Here is a 21,178-nt window from a genome sequence, read left to right on the forward strand (position 1 = left end):
ACTGCTTCCTTATGTCCAGAGCCATGGGGCGGCGCGTTTCTGTGCCGCCTCGAAACGCGCGATGTCAGCCGCGTGAAGAGCGAGAATGCGGGTCGTGTCGTTCCATCCGTTGAGCAGGGCCTGCCGGCGGTCGTCGGCAACCTCGAAGGAAATCGAGGCTAGATCGCCCGCAACCACTGTCTTTGCCTTCAGGTCGACCAGGATCGTTCCGTTCGCTTCGGCGATCCGTCGCAAACTCTCCACCCGATCCCGCTCGAGCCGGATCGGCAGCATGCCGTTCCGGAAGCAGTTCGAATAGAATATCTCCCCGAAGCTTTCGGCGACGATGACCCGGATACCCAGGTCTCCGATCGCCCAGGGGGCTTGCTCGCGGCTCGATCCGCAGCCGAAATTGGGGCCCGCGATCAGGATCGGGCGGTCGTTGCCCACTCCGATCGGAAAACCGGGTTCATCACGTCGGTCGGCAAAGGCATAGCGGCCGAGACCCTTCTTCTCGGTAATGAGGAGAAAGCGCGCCGGATAGATCACGTCCGTATCCACGTCCGCATCGGGCAGCGAGATCGCCTGCCCCTCCACCCGTTCCAGCCGGTTCATGCGAGCGCCTCGCGAACATCCACGATCCGGCCGGCAATGGCGGCGGCTGCGACCATGGCGGGGCTCATCAGATGCGTGCGGGCGCCCGCGCCCTGCCGGCCTTCGAAATTGCGATTGGAGGTGGAAGCGCAGCGCGCGCCCGCAGGCAGACGATCGCTGTTCATGGCGACACAGAGCGAACAGCCGGGTTCGCGCCATTCGAAGCCCGCGGCCTTGAAGACACGGTCGAGCCCCTCGGCCTCGGCCTGGCGTTTCACCTGCATCGAGCCCGGCACCACAAGGGCGCGCACCCCATCGGCGACATGAGCTCCCCCAATGACTGACGCGGCCGCCCGCAAGTCTTCCAGCCGGCCGTTCGTGCAACTGCCGATGAACGCATGGTCGATGGGCAAACCGGCGATCGCGGCTCCCGCGGCAAGCCCCATGTACTGCATCGGCCGCTTCAGGGCACCATCTCCCGGGAGCGCGCTGTCGATCGAGACGGCCTGATCGGGGCTGGTGCCGAACGTTACCTGTGGGGCGATCTCACCCGCTGCGATCACGATCTCGGGGTCGAAAACGGCATCCGCGTCGCTCGCGAGCGTGCGCCAGTGAGCGACTGCCGCTTCCCACGCTTCTCCCGAAGGTGCGCGGGGGCGCCCCTCGAGGTAGGCGAACGTCTTCTCGTCCGGAGCGACCAGACCGGTCCGCGAGCCCGCCTCGATCGCCATGTTGCACAAGGTCATTCGGCCTTCCATCGAGAGCGCCTCGACCGCTTCACCGGCGAACTCGACCGCGTGGCCCGTGCCGCCCGAAGAACCGACCGCTGCGATGAAGGCGAGAGCCATGTCCTTCGCCGATACGCCGGGTTGCAGCGCACCCGTAAAGGTCACGCGCATCGTTCGGGCGCGGGTCTGCCAGAGCGTCTGCGTCGCCATCACGGTGCCGCATTCGGATGCCCCTATGCCGAACGCGAGCGCGCCGAACGCGCCATGGGTCGAGGTGTGGCTGTCGCCGCAGACGAGTGTGATCCCAGGCAGGGTAAAGCCCTGTTCCGGGCCGATGACATGCACGATGCCCTGATCGTTCCCTTGCAGCGGCAGATACGCGATCCCGAACTCGGCGCAGTTGCGCTCAAGCAGTGCGATTTGAGCCGCGGCCTGCGGATCGTCGATCGCTAGGTTGCGGTCATGCGTCGGAACCGAGTGATCGGCGACGGCGAGCTGGGTTCCGGGCCGGTGCACCTCCAGACCGTCTTCACGCAACGCCTCGAACGACTGCGGCGTGCTCACCTCGTGCAGGAGATGCCGGTCGATGTAGAGCAGCGCCTTGCCGTCGCCGCTATCGACGACGACGTGCGCGTCCCACAACTTGTCATAGAGGCTGCGAGACATGCTCGATCAATCGATCTGCGGCCCCGCCGCCGCGGCGATTTCGCCTCCCGTGGCGAAGCCATGGCCCGGCTGCGCGGCCAGCCACTGCAGCAACCGGTCGAACTCCGCCATGCGGTAGGGAAGGCCGGTGATATAGGGCGTGACGTTGAGGCTGAGCATGCGTCCGCCAAACGTTTCGGCCTCGCCTGCCAGCCAGGCGAAGGCGTCCTGCATCTGCTGGCAGTAGGATGCCATGCTCTGCTGCTGCACGTTCAGGATCTGCCGATCCGACAACTCATGGTTTAGCGGCAAGTTGAGTATCGGGCCCTCGGGCGTGCGCATGCGATAGGGCAGATCGTCGTTCACCCAGTCGCACATGTAGCTCAGCCCGGCCTCGGCCAGGAGCGCGGGCGTGTTGAAGGACTGCGACCGGGCGATGGAAAGCCAGCCGGTGGGACGGGTCCCGGTGGCCTTCTCGAGTTCGCTCAGAGTGTCTGCGATGATTCGTCGCTCGTCGTCCTCGTCCACACCGGTCGCGATGGTTCCGTTCATATCGGTCGAATGGGCGATGATCTCGTGCCCAGCTGCGACGATGTCCGCGATGAGCGCGGGATAGCGCGCCGCGATTGCGGCGTTGGCGGCGATGCTGGCTCGCGCCCCCGCTTTTTCGAGCGCATCCAGCAACCGGTAGACGCCCACCCGGCTGCCGTAGTCGCGCGACGTGTAATGGCGATAATCGGGATAGGCCGTCTGCATATGGCCCGGAGCCCTGAACGGCTTGTCGTTCGGCACGATCGGGAACCATTCGAGATCGATCACGATCCAGGTCAGCACCTTGCTGCCGTTCGGCCAGGAGATCGGCGCGCGTTCGAACAGGTTCGACCAGGAATAGAGGTCGTGATCCATGCCGTGGCGGCGCATCGGATATTCGAGATAGCCGGGGTCGAGGGTCATGCCTTGCCTCCCGCGAGATCCGCATGGTGGGTCAGATAGTGGTCGGCAATATCGCCGCTGCGCGTGATCCATGCACGCCCGTCGGCCGCAATGTGGCGCAGCACTTCTTCGAACGGTCCGATACGGTGCGGCTGACCGATCAGATAGCTGTGCAGGGGGATGCACATGACGGTTCCCGAAGCCTCGCCCTCCTCGGCCAGCCGTTCGTACTGCCGGATCAGCGTCTGCGCATATTCACGCGGGCTCATGTTGTAGATGAAGAAGCCGTAGTGGTCGTTGACCTCGAGGCTGTAGGGCATCGAGATCAGGCGTCCCGACTTCGTCGCCACCGGCATCGGCTGATCGTCGTGATAGAGGTCGCAAGTGTAGCTCATGCCGTATTCGGCGATCAGATCGAGCGTGCGCGGGGTGTGCGTCAGCGCCGGAGCGAGCCACCCCTTGATCGTCTGGCCGGTCGCATCGCGAACCGTGCGGATCGAATCCTCGATGATCGCGCGTTCCTGCGCTTCATCCATCCCATAGCTGTAGCGGGTATTGTAAATGCCGTGGCTGAAAAACTCCCATCCCAGTTCGTTGGCATGGGCGACGACCTCCGGCACGTGCTGGCAAAGGGCGACCGACAGGGACACGCTGCCCTTGAAGCCGTGCTTTTCCATGACCTCGGCCATCCGCCAGTGGCCGACGCGGTTGGCATAGTCCCGGTGGCTGTATCCGACGACATCCGGATGCGGCTTGGGCCAGCTCTTTCGGTGAGGATTCGCCGGCGGATCCAGTTCGTAGAACTCGAGATTGGGCGAAACCCACACGGCAATCTGCTTGCCGCCCGGCCAGGTGATCCGCGGACGCGCCCTATAGGGAACGTAATCGTAGAGACCTGGATCGCCCTCGCCTTCACGCATCGCGCGCCTCCAGCCAATCGATCACCGTTTGCACGGGCTCGACATCCGCATACTTGAGCTGAAGGTCGGTCAGGTTCGCGAAGTGATAGCTTTCATGCTTGTCCGCGCAGGTTTCGATCGGAACGATCGTGCGGTAGCCGCGGCTGAGCGAATCGACGGCCGTGGCCCGGACGCAGCCCGACGTGCTGCCGCCGGTCACGACGACGGTATCGACGCCGTGCCAGACGAGCAGGCTTTGCAGCGGAGTCTCGAAGAAGGCCGAGGGCATGCGCTTGTCGTAGATCGTGTCGGCCGGATCGATCCGGCACCGATCGTCGAACGCATGGCGGCGGCTGCCGTATTTTATATTCTGCAGCGAGTCGGGCGTGTTCGTACGCGTACCCCATACGCCGGCATCCGAGGCGTCCTCGGCATAGGCAACATGCGTCCAGATGACGGGCATGTTCCGCGATCGCGCGAGGTCCGACAGGGTATTGATATATTCGATCTGACGCGGGTCAGTCTCGTAAGCGGTCTTGAATTCGTCGATCCGCGTATAGGCGTTCTGGACGTCCACGTTCACGATCGCGAGCTTCCGCCCGAAGCCGAACTTGGCGCGCGCCGGGTTGGCCATCACTTCTTCGAATATCTGCCGCGCGGTCTTGTCTTCGCGGATCATGCGCGTGCCTATCAGCGTCATTCGGTTGCTCCTGTCCGGTCGATGGTTGCAGGGGTGAAACCCAGCGGCAGCCCCGCAAGCGGGGCGAAACCGTAAAGGGGTTCGTCGCCGATCACGCCCTGCAGGTATTCGCGGACGGCGAAAAGTGCTTCCAGATCGATTCCCGTCTTCACGCCCATTGCCTCGAACATGAAGACCAGATCTTCGGTCACGATATTCCCACTCGCGCCCGGCGCGAAGGGACAACCGCCGATCCCGCCCAGCGAACTGTCAAAGGTGGTGAGGCCGGCTTCGAACGCGGCGAAGGCGTTGGCGATGCCGAGCCCGCGCGTGTTGTGAAGGTGGATGCCGGTGAGCGCCCCTTTCCCGAACGCGCTCCACAGTGCCCTGATCATGGTCTGCACCGAGCGCGGGTCGGCGTAACCGGTCGTGTCCGCCAGCCCGACTTCGTCGCAGCCGGCTTCCAGCAGCGCTTCCGCCAGTTCCAGGACTTTCGCCTGGGGCACCTCGCCTTCGAGCGTGCATCCGAATGCCGTGGACAGGCTCCCCTCGAAGTGCGGGCGCTCACCTTCCGGAAGCTCACGAATAAGCTCCCCGATGCGCCGCGCCTCTTCGATGACCTGCGCGTGCGTCCGGCGCAGGTTCGCCAGGCTGTGCGTTTCACTGCATGACAGCGGCAGTGTGATCTTGTGCGCGCCGGCGGCAATCGCATCGGCCGCTCCGCGCGCGTTGGGGACCAGCGCCGCGATTGTCAGCCCTTCGATTTGCGTTGCATAGCGCACGATTTCCGCTGTGTCGGCGAGCTGCGGCAGAAGCTTTGCCGGCACGAAGCTGCCGACCTCGATTTCCCTGACTCCTGCCTCCCAAGCCATTGAGATCCATTTCTTCTTGGCCTCGGTGGGTAAAATTTGGGCGATGCTTTGCAAGCCATCCCGCGGCCCAACCTCACTGATCAAAACTTCCACTGGAGTTCCTGCCTTGATCCCATATGTATTGCGTATATATCAATTAAATCTCGAATGTCGAGAGCGCAGCAGGGAGCACATGTGCAGCATCTTATGGAAAGCCCCCCCCTTCAGGGAATCCGGGTGGTCGAATTCAGCCACATGGTCATGGGGCCATCGACCGGTGCGATTCTGGCGGACCTGGGCGCCGACGTGATCAAGGTCGAGCCGCTGGGCGGAGACCGCACACGCAGACTGCTGGGATCTGGTGCGGGCTACTTCCCGATGTTCAATCGGAACAAGCGCAGCATCTGCATCGACCTGAAAAGCGAATCGGGCCTCGCCGTCGCAAAGCGACTGATCGGCGAGGCAGATGTGTTGATAGAGAACTTCCGACCAGGTGCGCTGGAGCGACTGGGACTTGGCCCAGACGGATTCCCGGAGAGCAACCCGGGGCTGATCTATTACAGCGCCAAGGGTTTTCTGAGCGGCCCCTACGAACATCGCTCCGCCCTGGACGAGGTGGCGCAGATGATGGGCGGCCTTGCCTACATGACCGGTCCGCCGGGGCGCCCTCTCCGAGCGGGCGCATCTGTCATCGACATAGCAGGCGGCATGTTCGGCGCGATCGGGATCATGGCCGCACTCTTGCGCCGCCAGGAAGGCGGGAACGGCGCCGTCGTCCGCTCCTCCCTCTACGAGACCACGGCCTACGTGGTGGGACAGCACATGGCGCAGATGGCGGTTACGGGCGAGGCTGCGCGTCCGATGCCGGATCGCGTTTCCGCCTGGGCGATCTACGACGTCTTCGAAACCGCGCATCCGGGCGAACAGGTCTTCATCGGTGTGGTCAGCGACAGCCAGTGGCAGAGTTTCGTAGGCACGTTCGATCTGGGGTCGATTGGCAGCGATCCGGCCTTCGAGAAGAACAACGACCGCGTCAAAGCGCGCGACGTGATCCTGCCCGTCGTTCGCGATATCATGGCCCGGCACACCCGCGCCGACCTGCTGGCCAAGCTGGAAGCCGCGGCCGTTGCCTTCGCACCGATCGCGCGGCCGGAGGATCTGTTCGACGACACCCACCTCAACGCCAATGGCACTTTGGTCGACCTGACACTCAACGACGGGCGAAAGGTGAAACTGCCTACGACGCCGGTCGAACTTGATGGAGCTTTACCAAGCGTCCGGCGCGATATCCCGCATCCCGGAGCCGACGCGGAACAGATCCTCGCCGACATTGGCTACTCCGATGCCGAAATCGCGGAACTGCTTGCCCGGCAGGTGATCGGATCGACGCGACCCGCGGCGGGCGAGGAGAACTGATCGGCGCCTACTCGCGCCTCAATTGTATTTTCTCTATGTCAAATCGTGCGCAACTCGCTATCCGGCGGCTGGCACCAGGGAAGGGAGCGGGGAAATGACCCTCTTGAAATGCGCCACGCACGTAGTTGAATCTGTCGACGACGCCGTCGCGCGCTATGCTCGCTGGTTCGACTACGACGTGGTCGAAGACGGCGTCGTGGCCGCGGATCTCGCGGCCGCGTGGGGAACCCCCGCGAGCGCCGGCCGGCGCTACGCGATCATGAAGCCCGCTTCGGATAGCCCGATCTTTCTCCGCTTCATCGAGGGAGACGAGGTTCCATCGTACCTGCCGATCCGCACATATGGCTGGGCCGCCATCGAAATCTGCGTGCAGGATGTGGAGGCCGTGAACGAGCGGATGCTGACTTCCGGCGTGTTCGACGTCATCGGCCCTCCCAAGCCGCTCGACGGATTTCCCAACGTCAAGCCGATGCAGGTGCGCGGGCCGGACAAGGAGACCGTTTATCTGACCGAGATTCGGGTCGACGACCCGTCCAGCGGCCTGCCGCAGCCCCAATCGCTGATCGATCGCCCGTTCATTCTCGTCCTCGCGTGTCCCGACTTGCGGGCGACCGCCCGGTGGATGGCCGACGTGCTGGCGCTCGAGGTCACTGATCCGGTCGCGATCCGCTACTCCATGATCTCGCTCGCTTTCGATTTGCCCGAAGACGATCGGCACGAACTCGTCACCGCGAAATGGAATGGGCAGGTCTTCCTCGAGGCCGATCAGTACCCCGAAGGTGCCGTTCGGCGACCGGCCCATCCCGGCGCCCTGCCCCCCGGCGTGGCGATCGTTTCAATGGTCCATCCCGATTTCCAGAAGCTGGAAGGGCATTGGGTATCGCCGCCGGTGCCGCGCGGCGGGCCGCTGTATGGCGGCGCGCGAGTGGGCGTTCTGAAGACACCCGAAGGGGCGCTGCTCGAGGTCATCGAGGGCGACGCGCTTCCGTGGGGAAGCTGACTATCTCTCTTTGCCATTCGATCGGGAGCACAGTGACATGAATACAATCAAGCGGGGTTTCGTCGATCTGCCGCACGGCCAGACCCATTACCGTCGCGCCGGTTCGGGGGAGCCGGTCGTGGCGCTGCATGCATCGCCGGGCAGCTCGCGCCAGCTCGTCGGGTTGATCCAGGACCTCGCCGCGGATGCCGAGGTTTTCGCACCCGACACGCCGGGGAATGGGGACAGTGAGGCGCTGTTCGACCGTGAGCCGTCGATCCCCGAACTGGCGCGGGCGGCCCTCGGTTTCCTGGACGCAATGAAGCTGGAACGCGTGAGACTGTACGGTTCCCATACCGGCGCGGCCATCGCCACCGAACTGGCGCTGATGGCCCCCGACCGCATCAGCCACGTCGTGCTGGACGGTGTGAGCTGGATGTCACCCGAAGAGCTGGAAGAGATTCTCGCCAACTACGCGTTCCCGTTCGTGCCCGATCGCGAGGGTGCCTATCTGACGCGGATCTTCCAGTTCTGCCGCGATCAGTACCTGTTCTTTCCCTGGTACAAGCGCACTCGCGAGGGGCGCCGCGACAACGGCCTCGGCAGTGCGGCCGACCTTCACGCGTGGGTGACCGAAGTGATGAAGGCGAACGAAACCTATCATCTCAATTATCGCGCCGCATTCAAATGGGACGGCCGCGACCGGCTCGCGGCCCTGAAGGTCCCGGCGCTGCTGATGGCGGGGGAGAACGACCCGCTCTACGACAGCACGGTAGAGATGGCCGCGCTGGTTCCGGGCGACAACGCGTTTGCCGCCTTGCCGCGCTTCGATGCGCCGGACTTCGCCGCTCGGCGCAAGGCGGTGATCACCGATTTCTTCAACACCGCAGCCTGAGAGGAGAGAGGTGATGGATACCGGCATAGCCCTGCTGACTCTCCTGCATCTGTGTATCGCCATCTACTGGTTGGGCGGCGATCTGGGCGCCTTCTACGGCTCCACATTCATGACCGATCCCAAGCGGTCCGTGGCCGAACGCATGATGGCGGTGAAGATCCTCAACAACATCGACATGGCGCCGCGGACCGCACTGATCCTGGCCTTTCCGACCGGGCTGACGCTGGCATGGGTCAAGGGCTGGCTGCAGTTGCCGGGCGACGTCGTGGCGATCGCCAATGTCGCGTTTCTCCTGTGGCTCACTATCGCTTGGGCGGTTCATCTTGCGCATGGGAAAGGTGACGGAATTCGGCGCGTGGATATCGCCATACGCTACGCTGCGCTGCTCGGGTTCGGCGGTGCGGGCCTCGCAGGTCTTGCCGGCGCGATCACCATTCCCTTCTTCATCGCGGCAAAGCTGTGCATCCTCGCGCTATGCGTGGGACTGGGGTTGATCGTGCGACGCCAGTTGGCTCCTCTCTTCGTTGCGATCCGGACGATGGTGGCGACCGGGCCGACCCGCGAGACCGACGCGACGATTGCCGCCGTCAATGGACGGGCGCGCATTTCCGTTCTCGCGATCTGGGTTCTGGTACTCGCCGCGACCTTTCTCGGGATCGCGACGCCGGTCTGATCCTCGCGCGCTCTGATCCCGGTCCTCCGACCGGGATCAGTAAGGGGCTTCCCCAGTCCATTCACGGCGCCAGCTCTCCGGCGTGCCTTCGGGCATGACGGGCGCGTAAGGAGCGCCGATGGGCAGTGGACTTGGCGTATCGGACCAGTTTGTCTTGATCGCGTTCACGCCCGGCGAGCGCATGATCTGGAAAAACCCGCTCTCCGATACATGCGGCCCGTGCACTATACCGGGCGGGCGAAAGAAGTAGGCGCCCTGACGCATACGCCCTTCGGGGGCCCACATTTCACCCGCCAGCATGAACATCTCTTCGCAGTGGTCGTGGGTCTCCGCGGGCAGCCTGTCCACTGGAGGCACGCCGTGCGGCATGCCCGCGAGCAGGAAGGTACGGCAACTGTCGTTCGGGCCGAGCCGCAGAATCTTGCGTGCGAGACGCAGATGAGTGAGCTTGGGATCGTAGGTGGAAACGTCCCACGGCATCGCCGGTGCGTCGAGGGCGATACTCTCGGCCACCCCTTCGACGCTGTTCGGATCGGTGCGACCGTGCCGGAATACCAGCAAGGTCGCTCCGCCCTCGCTCGACCGCGCTTCGCGTGCGGCTCCTCGCGGCACAAAGCCGTAGGCGTGATAGCCGCATGAACGGGCCCCGATCCGCACCTCGCCATCGAGGACGAAGAACTCGTCGGCCTGCGGTTCCTTACCTCCTCCAACGCGTTCGAATCCCGCCGGGTAGCGGAGGAGCAAGGTTTCCTCGCCATCGACGGGATCGACATTCAACCGCTTCACCTGTGTCCCGTCGTCAAGCTCTTCCCAGTCGATATTCTGGCATTGAACGAACTCGATATACGGACGGGCCACGGTTCAGACCTCCGTTTCGAGCCCGAGCGCGCCGGGATTCATTCGGCCCTCGGGATCGACCGTTCGCTTGACGCCCTTCAGCAATGCCAACGATTCAGGCCGCAGAACGTCCGCATAGCGATAGGTGCGGCCGATCTGGTTGGATTGCGCACCAAATTTCGCGAACAGGTCAATCAGCTCCCCGCGCACCTTGAAGACGAGCTCGCGTGCGGAGGTATTGGCCGGGGGCTCTGCAACCTTCCCGCGCATATCCTCGCTGACCGTGGCGTGATGGATCGGCAGCCAGCTATCGTGCCAGTTGAACACCGGTTCGTAGCTGAAGACGTGGTTGCCGATTACCGTCAACAGGCGCGACACGACGACGCCGTGCGCTTCGAAATCGACCTTGTGTCGAGCCAGAAGGTCTTCCACCGCGTCCGCCAACTTCCGGGCATCGCTGTGCGCAACCTTGGCGTTCAGTGCGATCCAGCGATCTCCCGTCGGCCCCAGAACGGCGTCCAGGTTCGAATAGGGATCGGCGCGGCCGGCCTTGGGGATGGAATTGGGGAGTTCCTTGCCGTTCAGCTCCGCCGCAACGCTGCGCGCGAGGTTCATGTCCGCCTCGACGGCTTCCCGACTGCGCCCGGCAAGCACGAGATGAAGCGAGTGACACCCCTCCTCGATGAAGTCCCGCCCCGCCATCGCGAGCTGGACGCCGGCCTTGATCCCGCGGAACAGACCGCGCTCCTGCGCGACCACTTTCATCAGGGTCTTGCCGTCCTTGATGAGATCGCTGGGTGCCGCCAGCGCCTGGCGGGTCTTGTCAGGATCCATCACATAGGCGTCTTCCGCCAGTTCCCGACGGCCGATCTCGCATATCGCCTCGATAGCCGAGGCCCGGTCGGCAAAGCCGAACGACAGATAATCGGTATGCGTGGGTGCGTGAATCATGCGCAGCGTCAACTCCGCCTTGATCCCCAGTGCGCCCGCGTCATGCGTGAACAGGCCCGTCGTATCCGGACCGAAAGTGCGGGTGAACGAGCGTTCGGCAGTCGTGATCGCCGTCTGACCGGTGTGGAGAACCGATCCGTCCGCCAGCACCACCTGCATGCCGAGAACGATCTCCGCTGCCGTTCCATATCGCGCCGTGCCAAGGAAAAGCGCGCCGTTCGACATTCCGCCGCCCACCGTCGCCCCGCGGCCCGAGAAGGTGCCGAAGAAAGGCAAGCGGAGACCGCGCGGCTTCAACGCATCGTAGATCTGTTTCCAGGTGACGCCCGCTTCGACCGTGATGAGCATGTCCTGCTCATTGATCTCGACGATGCGATTCATGCGCTTCAGGTCGACGACTACGGCGCCCGCTGTCCGCGACACGTAGCCACCTACATAGGTCAGCCCCCCTCCTCTGGGCAGAAGGTCCAGGCCGGCCGCAGCGACCTCGCGAATGGCCGCGCTCAGTTGCTCGATCGAGGCAGGGCGGATCACCGCGCTCGCCAATTCGCCCGGAGCGTAAAGGTCCGCCGAATAGAGGCACAGGCTGTCCTCGTCGGTCAGAACGGCGTCGTCACCCAGAATATCGCGCAACCGATCCGTCAATCGGCCGTGGTCGCACGTGGACTTCGCGTGCATCGCATTCCTCTCTTTCGTTAAGCGTTGTGATCGTAGGTAGCGGCGCGAAACGCAGCGCGTCCCGCCAACAGCACGACGGTCGCCGCCAGACCGCAGCCGAAGAAGACCAGGGCGAGCGACCAGGAAATGCCGGCGGCCCCGGTGAAAACGTTATCGGACAGGAAGCCGACGATGAAATTGCCCGCGGTCAGCGCGATGAGGCCGGAACAGATGGTGTGCAGCGCCATGACCTGGCCGCGCAGTTCGTTCGGGACGATTTGCGCAATGCCCGAGTAGACCGCAGAAATATTCCAGTTCACGAACAGCGCGTTCAGACCGTAACCAACCAGCGCCAGCGAGGCCAACGGCACGATGCAGGCGAACGTTCCGAATACGACCATCGACAGTGCCGCGGCGATCGCCGCAAGCATCGGAGCATCGCGGTGGCCGCGCTTGAACAGGGTTGAAATGACCCAGCCGCTGTTGAGCGCGGCGAAGATGCTGATCGGCATGCCGACGGCACCCAGTATCCAGCCCGTCTCCGCCGCTTCCCAGCCGTGGACGCGAATGAACAGGGCAGGAAACCAGCCGATGATGGCGTAGACGCACACCAGATTGAGGACCGTGCCCAGCATCAGCGAGCCGAGGGCGAGTGGACGCTTGCGAAAAAGCTCCATCACCGGCGCGAGGCTGAATCGGGCCGTGCTTTGCTGCACTCCTTGCCGCTTCGGCTCCTTCACCGTGCAGATCAGGATGAGCGAGAGGAGCACGCCCGGAAGGCCGCACAGGATGAACACGATCTGCCATTCCGCCATCTCGCTGAAGAGGGTGTAGCCGTTGATCAGCTTGTCGGCGATGACCAGGAACAGGCCGCTGAGCGCCATTGCCGCCGCCGTACCCAGCGAGCTGCCCGTGACGAAGGTGCCATAGGCCTTGGGCCTGGTTTGGGGGTCGAAATAGTCCGCGATGAGCGACGCTGCGCATGGCACCAGTGCCGCCTCGCCCACACCCACTAGCATGCGCGCGAAGAACAGTTCGCCGAAGCTGTCGGCGAAGGCGCAGCCCATTGTCGCCGCGCTCCAGAGGAACAGGCCGAGTGAAAGGAGCGGCACCCGGCGGGCGCGGTCGCACCACATGCCGAGCGGCAGACCCAGGACGCTGTAGAACAAGCTGAACGCCAGCCCCTGCAGCAGCCCGAATTCGGTATCGTTTATCTGCAGATCGGCCTGCAGCGGTTCGATCAACAGGCTAATCGAAACCCGGTCGAGAATCGCCAGCGCATAGGCAAGGGTCAGCAGCGAGACCACGTACCATGCGTAGTTGCGCCGCGGCCAAATGTGGGCGGAAGTCACTGGGCATTCTCCTGTGCCGCCGCATGTCCGTCGAGCAGCTCGCGGACGAGCCGTGCCGCGTCATCCCATCGGGCGGGACGTTCACGGATTTCGGCATTGGGAAGGCCGGCTTGAAGCGCGGGTGCCCCGGCATGGGCGGGGTCTCCGGCGCGATGGAAGAGCAGAGCGGGTTGTGGAAAAGCCGGATAGCGCTCGGCGGTCCGCACCAGACAGCCGGCGCGGGCAATATCGCCATAGCGGGCGGGCTGCTTAAGGATGCCGAGAAGCGCCTGATGAAGTTCGGGAGCCGACAGAATCGGCTCGTCCCGCCGCCGTGTGTCGGCATCCCCGGAGTGCCACGGCCAGTTGGCGCTCATGTCGCGCAGCATGTGCCAATACCGGTGGAGATGGGCCCCCGCGAGCCCGTCGAACGGAAACTGCGGACAAAGGCGCTCCGCAAATTCGCCCGCTGCGGAATCGCCGAGTTGGAAACAGCCGTCGAGGGTCACGCTGCGGACACGATCGGGATGGTGATGCGCCAGGGTGGCCGCAAGCGGCGTGGCAAAGCCCGATGCGAGCAGATCCACGCTCTCGATCGCAAGACCGTCGAGCATCAAGGCGAGCGCGTCGACCGCAGCTTTCAACGAAGGAGACGGCAGCGGCGATGATTCTCCGAACCCGGGCAGCTCCGGAACCAGTGTTGGCCGTTCAGAGAACAGTTCCTGCCATCGGCGGGCCTGCAGCGTCGTGGGCGCGTCGAGGATGAGCAGAGGCGTATCGGTGCCTTCCCCTCGGCGATGCACAAGCATCTGCCCGTGCGGAAGATCGACAAAGCAGGCGGTCCGGGCCGGAAGCGGCACGCGGCCGCTGCGCGAAACACTGGCATCGTTCTCCACGCGCAGTGATTGCTTGAGCCAGTGCAGCCAGGCCGAACGATCCGCCGGCAGCCGCTCGACGGTCAGGGCGGGATTTTCCTCGACGGGCACGAAATCGAGATGCGGATAGAGCACGTCGTCGCTGCGCGCGGCAATCAGCGTCGGACAGGCAACATCGCGCAGCGCCGCCATGGGATCGTAGCGCATCGCGGCCGCATAGGCCGACGAGTAGTGGGGCCCGGCCGAGAGGAAATCGATTGCATAATCGGATAGCCACTCGTCCGTTGGCGCGTCGATCGGCATGCGCTTGTCCGGCTCGCGCAGGAACCAGGGAAACCAGCGGACCATGTCGCGCATCCGCGTCCATTCCACCGCAAGATAGCCGCCGTCGTCGTCGAGCCGCATCGGGCGCATGTACCGCTCGATAAACGCCAGGTCGGGCGCGGACTGGGGGGTGGACAGGCCGTCGAGGATCAACCGCGCGGGTTCGGCAAAGCGGGCGGCGTATTCCAGCGCTATCTTGGCGCTCGTATGGGTCGCATATAGCGGCACGCCCCGAAGGCCCAATGTCTCGATTGCCGCCGAAAGCGCGGCCGCGAAATCGGCGATGGCCGGCTCGGGCTTCTCAAGCGGAGCGGAGTTGCCGTAACCCGGGGTATCGAATGCGTAGACGGTATAGAGATCCGACAGGCCGCGCATCGTTTCGAGATGCAGTCTCGACGATCGGGGAGAGTCGTGCAGTATCACCACCGCCGGCCCCTGCCCCATCGTCCGATAGTGGAAGGCGCGCCCGTCGACGTCGATGCAGCGCTGAACCTGACCGCCAAGTTCCTTCAAACAATGGGATTTTGGAATCGTCATTCGCTGCGCATCCATCCGGCTTTCCGGGCTAAGGGGATTGACTTTGAAAACTTATGCTTGCGGTTTTGATATAACTATATGACTTATGGTGCTGCAACGTCATAAACTTGTCCAGCCCGGAGTAAGAAATATGTTCGCCACGGTTTCAGGCCCGATGACGGGACCGTCATCGGGAAATCGGCGGGGCTGGCTGGTAGTGTTCGCCGCCATGGTCGGGGCGGCGGTGGGCCTCAGCCCTATTCCCTTCTACACCATCGGCATGTTCGCGCCGGAACTGTCGCGCGCGTTCGGATGGAGCTTCGCCTCGATGATGGCGAGCATCGGCGTGCAGTCCGCCGTTGTCATGGTATCGAGCCCGCTCGCGGGATTCGCCGTGGACCGTTACGGCGCACGGCCCGTGGCGATCATCTCGTTGCTGCTGTTCGGCTTATGCTTCATGAGCCTTGCCTTCAGTACCGGCTCGCTGATGCTGTTCTACGGCCAATGGGCGGTGATGTCGCTCCTCGGCGCGGGAACCTTGTCGGCAACCTGGACGCGCGTGGTAAACGGCTGGTTCGACAGAAATCGCGGGCTGGCGCTGGGTATCGCCAGTACCGGCACCGGAATCACCGGGTTTCTGATCAAGCCCTTCACCGCCTGGATCATCGAGGATTTCGGCTGGCGCGCGGCATTCCTCGGCGTCGGGATCTTGCCGATCGTTATCGGCATCCCGGTCATTTTGTGGCTATTCCGCGAAAAGCAGGCCTCCGCGGAGCGAGCGGGTGAGGATGCCCCGGGCGCCACTCGGCAGGATGCGAGCCCGAACGACGACGAATATGGGCTGACCTTGAAGGAGGCTTTGCGCGGCATGCATTTCTGGGTGCTTGCCGGAGCCTTCTTCCTGATAGCCTTCGCATTGACTGCCCCCACGCCGAATCTCGAAAACATTCTGAAGACTTTCGACTTCGAGCTCACGGAGATCGGCCGCATCGCCGCAACGTTCGGATTGGCGGTCATAGCCGGGCGGATCGTCGGGGGGTGGCTCCTGGATCGTATCTGGGCTCCTCTTTGCGCCGTATTCGTCCTCGCCATACCTGCGACCGGTTGCTGGCTTCTCACCGGCGACAGTCTGAGCAGCCAGTCGGCCTACCTCGCGGTGATGTTCCTGGGCTTCGGCGCGGGCTTCGAATTCGATCTGCTGGCCTTCCTCATTTCCCGCTATTTCGGGCAGCGCAATTACGGCGTGATCTATGGTTGCTTCTACACCGTCATCGCATTGGGGGGCGGACTGGGCCCGGTAGTTTACGGATATATGTTTGATAGTCTTGGAACTTATCACCAGGCGCTAATCATGGGCACGATCAGCGTAATGATCGGCGGGGCACTTCTGCTCCTCCTGGGCCCCTATCCGAAATGGCGCGAACGGTAGCGTCTGTCGAAGGCGTTTTTGTGAAGATTCAGCCGTCCATTGAAATGTGCTTGACACATAGCCCCTCACCATTTGATATATTGTTGGGACAATAAGACATAAGCCGTGCTTTGCGCGACTGGTTGAAGGGAGCTGTCATGAATCACACCAAGTATGGGAATTTCGGAGCATCGCGGATCACCCTGGCGGCCGTTGCGGCGGCCTCGGCCCTCTGGGGCACCACATCGGCGCAAGCCTCCGAGCAGCCGACGGAATCCGCACAGCCGGTCGCATCTGCCGACGCTGCCAATGAGCAGGCGAGTGCGACGGAAGAATACACCGGCCAGGATATCGTCGTCACCGCGCAGCGGCGCCCCGAGCGAATGCAGGATATTCCTGTTGCAGTCACGGCCTTCACCGAATCGACCATTCGCGAGCTGAATCTGGACGACGCGATCTCCGTGTCGAAATATGTTCCTTCGATGATCTCGCAGAACAATGCGGGGCTTTCGACCGCGAACGCCTACTACCTTCGCGGTTTGGGCAACTCGCAGTCGGCGGCGACATTCGATCCGCCGGTCGGCACCTACGTCGACAACATCTACGTCGCACGTCAGAACGCCAACAACTACGCGTTCTTCGACACGGAGCGCGTCGAAGTCCTTCGCGGGCCGCAGGGCACGCTGTTCGGCCGCAACACGACCGGTGGCGCGATGTCGATCATCATGCGCAAGCCTTCGGACGTCGCAGGCGCGAAGTTCGAGACTTCCTACGGCTCTTTCGATCGCGTCACCGCGAAGGCCATCGTGGACGTACCCCTGTCGGAAAGCGTCCTCACCAAGTGGTCGGCGTTCTATGTGAACGACGAAGGATATCTCAACAACATCACGACGGGTGAGAAGCTCAACGGTGAGCGCAGCTACGGTTTCCGCAGCGACTGGCGTTTCCTTCCGACGGACGAGCTGACCATCGATATCGCCGGCGAGTATACCTACAACAGCGGCACTTACCTGGGTGTGCGTTCGGAGCCGACGCCATCCTCGCGCTACGGCACGCCGAACACGCCGGTGTTTTACGAAACCGCCACGAACATGCGCAAGACGAGCTGCGATGGCGATCCGGTCGAAATCCTTCTGTCCACTGGCAACGGGCTCTGCCAGCACACCGATGCCTACGCTGTTACGGCCAATGTCGCCTACGCGGCCGATGCCGGCACGCTCGAGGCGATCTTCGGCTGGCGGGATATGAAGCAGGGCTACATCAACAACTACACCGCCTCGGTGGTCAACAAGTACGCCGGCTTCATTCTCGCCGACTACAGCGAAAACAGCCAGGTTTCCGGCGAGTTGAAGTGGAGCAGCGACCTTCTCGACGGACGGTTGAAGTATGTCGGCGGGATCTTCTACCTCAAGGAGAACAACTCCCTCGCCAGCGCGGACTTTATGGGTGCTGCGGACGCGACCGCCTACAATCTCCTGAACGATCGCCACTTCGAGCAGGAAGTCGAAACGGCGGCCGCCTATCTGCAAGTCGACTATGAGCTGGTTCCCGCGCTGACCGCGACGGTTGGCGCACGCTATACCTGGGAATCGAAGAACCTCGACTTCTTCAAGTCGGAGCGCTTCCCCGGCCTCGGCTTCGACAGCGCCGACGCGATCGCGGCTGGCGTGCCGCTGAAGATGACCGAGAAGCGGGTCACGCCGCGCTTCGCCCTGTCGTACAAGGCCACGCCCGACATCATCATCTTCGGCTCGGTCACCAACGGCTTCAAATCGGGCGGCTGGAACGGCACGTCGGCCAAGGCGACGCAGGTCCTGCCGTTCCGCCCCGAAGTGACCTGGTCTTACGAGGCAGGCTTCAAGTCGGACCTGTTCAACCGCAAGCTGCGCCTGAACGGAACGTTCTATCTCGCCGATACGAAGGATCTGCAGATCACTTCGGGCATCATCATCCCCCCGGATCCTGCGATCATCAGTCTGGCGCGTAACGCTGGCAAGCTGCGCGCCTACGGATTCGAATGGGAAACCGCCTATAATCCGAACCGCAATCTCAACATCTTCCTCAACGGCTCGCTCAACCACGGCGAGTATCTTTCGACCGTGGTGACGCCGGGCGTTCCCGACAACCTCCAGGTGACCACCGAGACCGTTCCCGTGCGCGTGCCCAAGCTTCAGCTTGCGGGAGGTGCGACGTACAAGGTGCCGGTCGATGCGCTTGGCGGCGATCTCGGCCTGACGGCCGCCTATCGCCACAATTCACCCTACTTCGTTTCGCTGTTGAACACCGCGAAGACCGGTCCCGAGGACTTCGTGGATCTCACGTTCACCTACGATCACGAAGATGGCCAATGGGGTGCATCGTTCGGCATCACGAACCTGACCAACGAGGAAACGATCACTGCGAACTTCCTTTCGTTGTTCCCCGGCGATCCGCGCCGCTACACGGGTCGCATCTGGTTCAACTTCTGACGTATGTTCCGTGACCGGAACGACGATGGGGCCGCCGGCAGGCGGCCCCAATTTCGTGACCGGCGCATGTGACATCCGGCCCACGACGGACCTGCGGATTGCGGGCAACGCAAAACAAGTAACGAATTGAGGAACGGCCAATGAAAGCATTTCAGATCGGCGAACAGAACGGTGTCGATGCCCTTACGGCGGTGACACGGCCTGAGCCGGTGGCCGGTCGCGGGGAAGTCCTGGTCGCGCCGCGGTTCGCGAGCCTGAACAATCGGGATCTTCAGATCGTCCAGGGCGCCTATGGCGCGAAGAAGGCGGCGGAGCGGATCCCGATGTCCGAAGGCGTCGGCACCGTTCTCGCTGTCGGAGAAGGCGTAAGCGGCGTCGATCTCGGCGACCGTGTGATCTGCGGACATTTCGTCAATTGGACCGGGGGTGCCTTCGGCTACCACGCCTTCGGCCACGACATCGGCGTCACTCACGATGGCTGGCTTGCGGAGAAAGTCGTATTGCCCGCGTCCGCGGTCGTGCGCGTTCCCGATGGGCTTAACGACCTCCAGGCCGCTCCCCTGGCCGCCGCCGGCCTGACGGCGTGGAACGCGGTGGTCGAAGTGGGCAAAGTTAAGGCGGGCGACACCGTCCTCTGCCTGGGCACCGGCGGGGTCGCGATCTACGCATTGCAGATCGCCAAGGCCCACGGCGCGCGGGTGGCGATCACCTCCTCCAGCGACGAGAAGCTCGAACTCGCACGCACACTCGGCGCCGATATCACGATCAATTATCGCGCCACGCCCGAATGGGGCGCCGAGCTCATGACCCGTACCGGCAATGCGGGTGCCGACATCGTCGTGGAGACGGGTGGTCAGGGCACACTGGGTCAATCGATCGCGGCGGCGGCGGTGAACGCCCGCATCCCGATCATCGGGGTGACGGCAGGAATGGGGGCCACGATCTCCAACTACGGAACGATCATCGGCAAGAACCTGGTCCTGCGCGGCATTGCCAACGGAAGCCGCGCCATGCTGGTCGACTTCGTCCGCGCGGTCGACGCGAACGGCATCGAACCGGTCGTCCAGAAGACGTTCCCGTTCGACGAGGCGCCCGCCGCCTACGCCTACCTCGCCTCCGCCGAGCATGTCGGCAAGGTCTTGATCGAATTCTGACGTGAACGCGGCGCACCGCCTGGTCGAACATGCACTGGCGGTCACCTGGGTCGATCTGCCCGGGTCCGCGCGCCAGGCTGCGCGCAATTTCCTGCACGACAGCCTTGCTGTAGGCATCGCCGGACGTAACGCGCCGCTGGCGGACGCTGCCTTTTCCGCTGCACAGACGTGGAGCGGCGCAGGCGGCACGGCTTTCGTCCTGGGCCGTCCGGGCGAGCGCCTCACACGGCCCCATGCAGCATTCGTGAACGCGTACCAGATCCATTCGCAGGAATACGACTGCGTCCATGAGCCTGCAGTTGCGCACCCTATGGCCACTGTCGGTGCCGTGCTGCTCGCGGAAAGCAGCCGAGCGCCTGCGTCGGGCGGAGATTTCCTCGCTGCAATGGTGGCGGGCATCGATATCGTCGCCACGCTCGGCGTGGCTGTCTCCTCGCCGCTCAAGTTCTTTCGCCCGGCAACGGCGGGTATCTTCGGATCGATCGGCGCCTTATGCCGCCTGCGGCGCCTCCCGCCCGACGTTTCGCGCCATGCGTTCGGCTATGGCTTGGCCTTTGCGAGCGGCACGATGCAGGCGCATATCGAGGGAAAGCCGACACTGGCCGTACAGGTAGCCGCTGCTGCGCGCTCCGCGATCGAAGCGGTCGATCTTGCATGCGCGGGCTTCGAGGGACCGGACGCGTCGATCGACGGGCCGTTCGGTTACCTGTCCTTGTTCGAGGACGAGGTCGATCCGGCCGCGGCACTCGCAGAGTTGGGAAAGCGCCACCGCGTTGAGGAATTGAGCTGGAAGCCGTTCCCAACGGGCCGCGCTGCACATGGAGCCATCACCGCCCTGCAGATGCTGATCGCCCGACACGGCATCACTCCGGATAATCTCGAGCGCTTCGAATACAGCGCGCCGCCGCTCATCTACCGGCTCGTAGGGCGCCGGCCGGTCCCAGGGATGAGCGTCGCTTACGCGCGCCTGTGCTTCGCCTGGCTGGGCGCAGTCGTGTTGACGCGGGGAACGATCGATCTTGCCGACTTCACCGGCGAGGCCTTGAGCGACCCTGCCCTGCTCGCGCTCGCCAGGAAGATCGAAGTCAAGGCTGATGCAAATCCGGATCAGGCCGCGTTCGTGCCCGCCGCTGCCACTGCGATAATGAAAAACGGTCGGCGTCACAGCCAGGCTGTCGATCGCCAGTTCGGCTCGCCGGAAGCGCCCCTGAGTCGCGAAGAGCATTTGGCTAAGGCACGCCGCTCTCTCGAATTCGGCGGCCTGCCGGGCAGGCATGCAGAACTGGCCGATCTGATCGACGACTTCGAGAACCTGGACGACGTGGCGGCCGCGCTCCTTCGAGTGATCGAGCCTGTCTGACGAACGCGGTCGGCCCCTCGTCCGCG

Annotated in this window: 18 protein-coding genes and 1 pseudogene; 9 read left to right on the forward strand and 10 right to left on the reverse strand. The window is 63.6% G+C overall.

Annotated features, from left to right (window positions below; all coding sequences use genetic code 11):
• Positions 1 to 9: 9 nt before the first annotated feature.
• Genes leuD through JNO53_RS11030 form a run of 6 tightly spaced genes read right to left on the reverse strand, consistent with a single transcriptional unit; the run spans position 10 to position 5,422 of the window.
• A complete protein-coding gene (gene leuD, locus JNO53_RS11005) occupies positions 10 to 594 on the reverse strand; it encodes a 3-isopropylmalate dehydratase small subunit (protein WP_203110891.1) in 585 nt (194 codons plus the stop codon).
• Positions 591 to 1,967 carry a 3-isopropylmalate dehydratase large subunit gene (gene leuC, locus JNO53_RS11010; protein ID WP_203110893.1) on the reverse strand — a complete coding sequence of 459 codons (1,377 nt, stop codon included), beginning with the start codon at positions 1,965 to 1,967 and terminating at the stop codon, positions 591 to 593. The genes leuD and leuC overlap by 4 nt, the downstream gene beginning before the upstream one ends.
• Positions 1,968 to 1,973: 6 nt before the next feature.
• Positions 1,974 to 2,900 (reverse strand): polysaccharide deacetylase family protein, encoded by a 927-nt coding sequence (locus JNO53_RS11015; protein ID WP_203110895.1) that lies wholly within the window; start codon positions 2,898 to 2,900, stop codon positions 1,974 to 1,976.
• On the reverse strand, positions 2,897 to 3,799 hold the full coding sequence (locus tag JNO53_RS11020; RefSeq protein ID WP_203110897.1) for a polysaccharide deacetylase family protein: 903 nt from the start codon (positions 3,797 to 3,799) through the stop codon (positions 2,897 to 2,899). The genes JNO53_RS11015 and JNO53_RS11020 overlap by 4 nt, the downstream gene beginning before the upstream one ends.
• Positions 3,792 to 4,478, reverse strand: coding sequence for an isochorismatase family protein (locus JNO53_RS11025; RefSeq protein ID WP_203110899.1), 687 nt, complete (start codon positions 4,476 to 4,478; stop codon positions 3,792 to 3,794). Before JNO53_RS11025 ends, JNO53_RS11020 begins: the two co-directional genes overlap by 8 nt.
• Positions 4,475 to 5,422: a hydroxymethylglutaryl-CoA lyase gene (locus JNO53_RS11030; RefSeq protein WP_203110901.1), complete on the reverse strand. Its 948-nt coding sequence runs from the start codon at positions 5,420 to 5,422 to the stop codon at positions 4,475 to 4,477. Before JNO53_RS11030 ends, JNO53_RS11025 begins: the two co-directional genes overlap by 4 nt.
• 93 nt (positions 5,423 to 5,515) lie before the next feature.
• Between JNO53_RS11030 and JNO53_RS11035 the strand changes: the two genes are divergently transcribed.
• The 4 genes from JNO53_RS11035 to JNO53_RS11050 all read left to right on the forward strand — a co-directional run bounded on the left by JNO53_RS11035 (position 5,516) and on the right by JNO53_RS11050 (position 9,271).
• The gene (locus tag JNO53_RS11035) at positions 5,516 to 6,724 is read left to right on the forward strand and encodes a CaiB/BaiF CoA transferase family protein (protein WP_203110981.1); all 1,209 of its coding nucleotides are present in this window, start codon (positions 5,516 to 5,518) and stop codon (positions 6,722 to 6,724) included.
• A gap of 94 nt (positions 6,725 to 6,818) precedes the next feature.
• Entirely contained in the window at positions 6,819 to 7,724 is a 906-nt protein-coding gene (locus JNO53_RS11040) for a VOC family protein (RefSeq protein WP_203110903.1), read from the forward strand.
• Between the two features lie 37 nt (positions 7,725 to 7,761).
• Complete coding sequence (locus tag JNO53_RS11045) at positions 7,762 to 8,598, forward strand: alpha/beta fold hydrolase (protein WP_203110905.1); 837 nt, start codon at positions 7,762 to 7,764, stop codon at positions 8,596 to 8,598.
• A gap of 13 nt (positions 8,599 to 8,611) precedes the next feature.
• A complete protein-coding gene (locus JNO53_RS11050; RefSeq protein ID WP_203110907.1) occupies positions 8,612 to 9,271 on the forward strand; it encodes a hypothetical protein in 660 nt (219 codons plus the stop codon).
• 36 nt (positions 9,272 to 9,307) lie between these two features.
• On the opposite strand, the gene JNO53_RS15515 is transcribed toward JNO53_RS11050, so the two are convergent.
• Genes JNO53_RS15515 through JNO53_RS11070 form a run of 4 tightly spaced genes read right to left on the reverse strand, consistent with a single transcriptional unit; the run spans position 9,308 to position 14,798 of the window.
• Positions 9,308 to 10,129, reverse strand: coding sequence for a cupin domain-containing protein (locus tag JNO53_RS15515; RefSeq protein WP_203110909.1), 822 nt, complete (start codon positions 10,127 to 10,129; stop codon positions 9,308 to 9,310).
• A gap of 3 nt (positions 10,130 to 10,132) precedes the next feature.
• Entirely contained in the window at positions 10,133 to 11,737 is a 1,605-nt protein-coding gene (locus JNO53_RS11060; protein WP_203110911.1) for an FAD-binding oxidoreductase, read from the reverse strand.
• 17 nt (positions 11,738 to 11,754) lie between these two features.
• Complete coding sequence (locus JNO53_RS11065) at positions 11,755 to 13,068, reverse strand: MFS transporter (protein WP_203110913.1); 1,314 nt, start codon at positions 13,066 to 13,068, stop codon at positions 11,755 to 11,757.
• Positions 13,065 to 14,798, reverse strand: coding sequence for an alpha/beta fold hydrolase (locus JNO53_RS11070; RefSeq protein WP_203110915.1), 1,734 nt, complete (start codon positions 14,796 to 14,798; stop codon positions 13,065 to 13,067). The genes JNO53_RS11065 and JNO53_RS11070 overlap by 4 nt, the downstream gene beginning before the upstream one ends.
• A gap of 115 nt (positions 14,799 to 14,913) precedes the next feature.
• Here JNO53_RS11070 and JNO53_RS11075 point away from each other — a divergent pair, with 115 nt between their 5' ends.
• The 5 genes and pseudogenes from JNO53_RS11075 (at position 14,914) to JNO53_RS11090 (ending at position 21,152) form a co-directional block, all read left to right on the forward strand.
• The gene (locus tag JNO53_RS11075) at positions 14,914 to 16,191 is read left to right on the forward strand and encodes an MFS transporter (RefSeq protein ID WP_203110917.1); all 1,278 of its coding nucleotides are present in this window, start codon (positions 14,914 to 14,916) and stop codon (positions 16,189 to 16,191) included.
• 137 nt (positions 16,192 to 16,328) lie between these two features.
• On the forward strand, positions 16,329 to 18,638 hold the full coding sequence (locus JNO53_RS11080) for a TonB-dependent receptor (RefSeq protein WP_203110927.1): 2,310 nt from the start codon (positions 16,329 to 16,331) through the stop codon (positions 18,636 to 18,638).
• A 140-nt stretch (positions 18,639 to 18,778) separates the two neighbouring features.
• Positions 18,779 to 19,159: pseudogene (locus tag JNO53_RS15585) on the forward strand (alcohol dehydrogenase catalytic domain-containing protein); the annotation flags it as partial.
• Positions 19,157 to 19,792 carry a zinc-dependent alcohol dehydrogenase family protein gene (locus JNO53_RS15590; RefSeq protein WP_443111175.1) on the forward strand — a complete coding sequence of 212 codons (636 nt, stop codon included), beginning with the start codon at positions 19,157 to 19,159 and terminating at the stop codon, positions 19,790 to 19,792. The pseudogene JNO53_RS15585 and the gene JNO53_RS15590, both read left to right, overlap by 3 nt.
• A gap of 1 nt (position 19,793) precedes the next feature.
• Positions 19,794 to 21,152, forward strand: a complete 1,359-nt coding sequence (locus JNO53_RS11090) for an MmgE/PrpD family protein (protein ID WP_203110931.1) — start codon at positions 19,794 to 19,796, stop codon at positions 21,150 to 21,152.
• The last annotated feature ends 26 nt before the right edge of the window (positions 21,153 to 21,178 follow it).

Origin of the sequence: Altererythrobacter sp. C41 (assembly GCF_016803135.1) — a bacterium.
Taxonomy (GTDB): Bacteria; Pseudomonadota; Alphaproteobacteria; order Sphingomonadales; family Sphingomonadaceae; genus Pelagerythrobacter.

Excerpts from the sequence above, each read along its gene's own strand:
- leuD (WP_203110891.1), bottom strand. The coding sequence starts at position 594 with ATGAACCGGCTGGAACGGGTGGAGGGGCAGGCGATCTCGCTGCCCGAT.
- leuC (WP_203110893.1), bottom strand. The coding sequence starts at position 1,967 with ATGTCTCGCAGCCTCTATGACAAGTTGTGGGACGCGCACGTCGTCGTC.
- JNO53_RS11015 (WP_203110895.1), bottom strand. The coding sequence starts at position 2,900 with ATGACCCTCGACCCCGGCTATCTCGAATATCCGATGCGCCGCCACGGC.
- JNO53_RS11020 (WP_203110897.1), bottom strand. The coding sequence starts at position 3,799 with ATGCGTGAAGGCGAGGGCGATCCAGGTCTCTACGATTACGTTCCCTAT.
- JNO53_RS11025 (WP_203110899.1), bottom strand. The coding sequence starts at position 4,478 with ATGACGCTGATAGGCACGCGCATGATCCGCGAAGACAAGACCGCGCGG.
- JNO53_RS11035 (WP_203110981.1), top strand. The coding sequence starts at position 5,516 with ATGGAAAGCCCCCCCCTTCAGGGAATCCGGGTGGTCGAATTCAGCCAC.
- JNO53_RS11040 (WP_203110903.1), top strand. The coding sequence starts at position 6,819 with ATGACCCTCTTGAAATGCGCCACGCACGTAGTTGAATCTGTCGACGAC.
- JNO53_RS11045 (WP_203110905.1), top strand. The coding sequence starts at position 7,762 with ATGAATACAATCAAGCGGGGTTTCGTCGATCTGCCGCACGGCCAGACC.
- JNO53_RS11050 (WP_203110907.1), top strand. The coding sequence starts at position 8,612 with ATGGATACCGGCATAGCCCTGCTGACTCTCCTGCATCTGTGTATCGCC.
- JNO53_RS11060 (WP_203110911.1), bottom strand. The coding sequence starts at position 11,737 with ATGCACGCGAAGTCCACGTGCGACCACGGCCGATTGACGGATCGGTTG.
- JNO53_RS11070 (WP_203110915.1), bottom strand. The coding sequence starts at position 14,798 with ATGGATGCGCAGCGAATGACGATTCCAAAATCCCATTGTTTGAAGGAA.
- JNO53_RS11075 (WP_203110917.1), top strand. The coding sequence starts at position 14,914 with ATGTTCGCCACGGTTTCAGGCCCGATGACGGGACCGTCATCGGGAAAT.
- JNO53_RS11080 (WP_203110927.1), top strand. The coding sequence starts at position 16,329 with ATGAATCACACCAAGTATGGGAATTTCGGAGCATCGCGGATCACCCTG.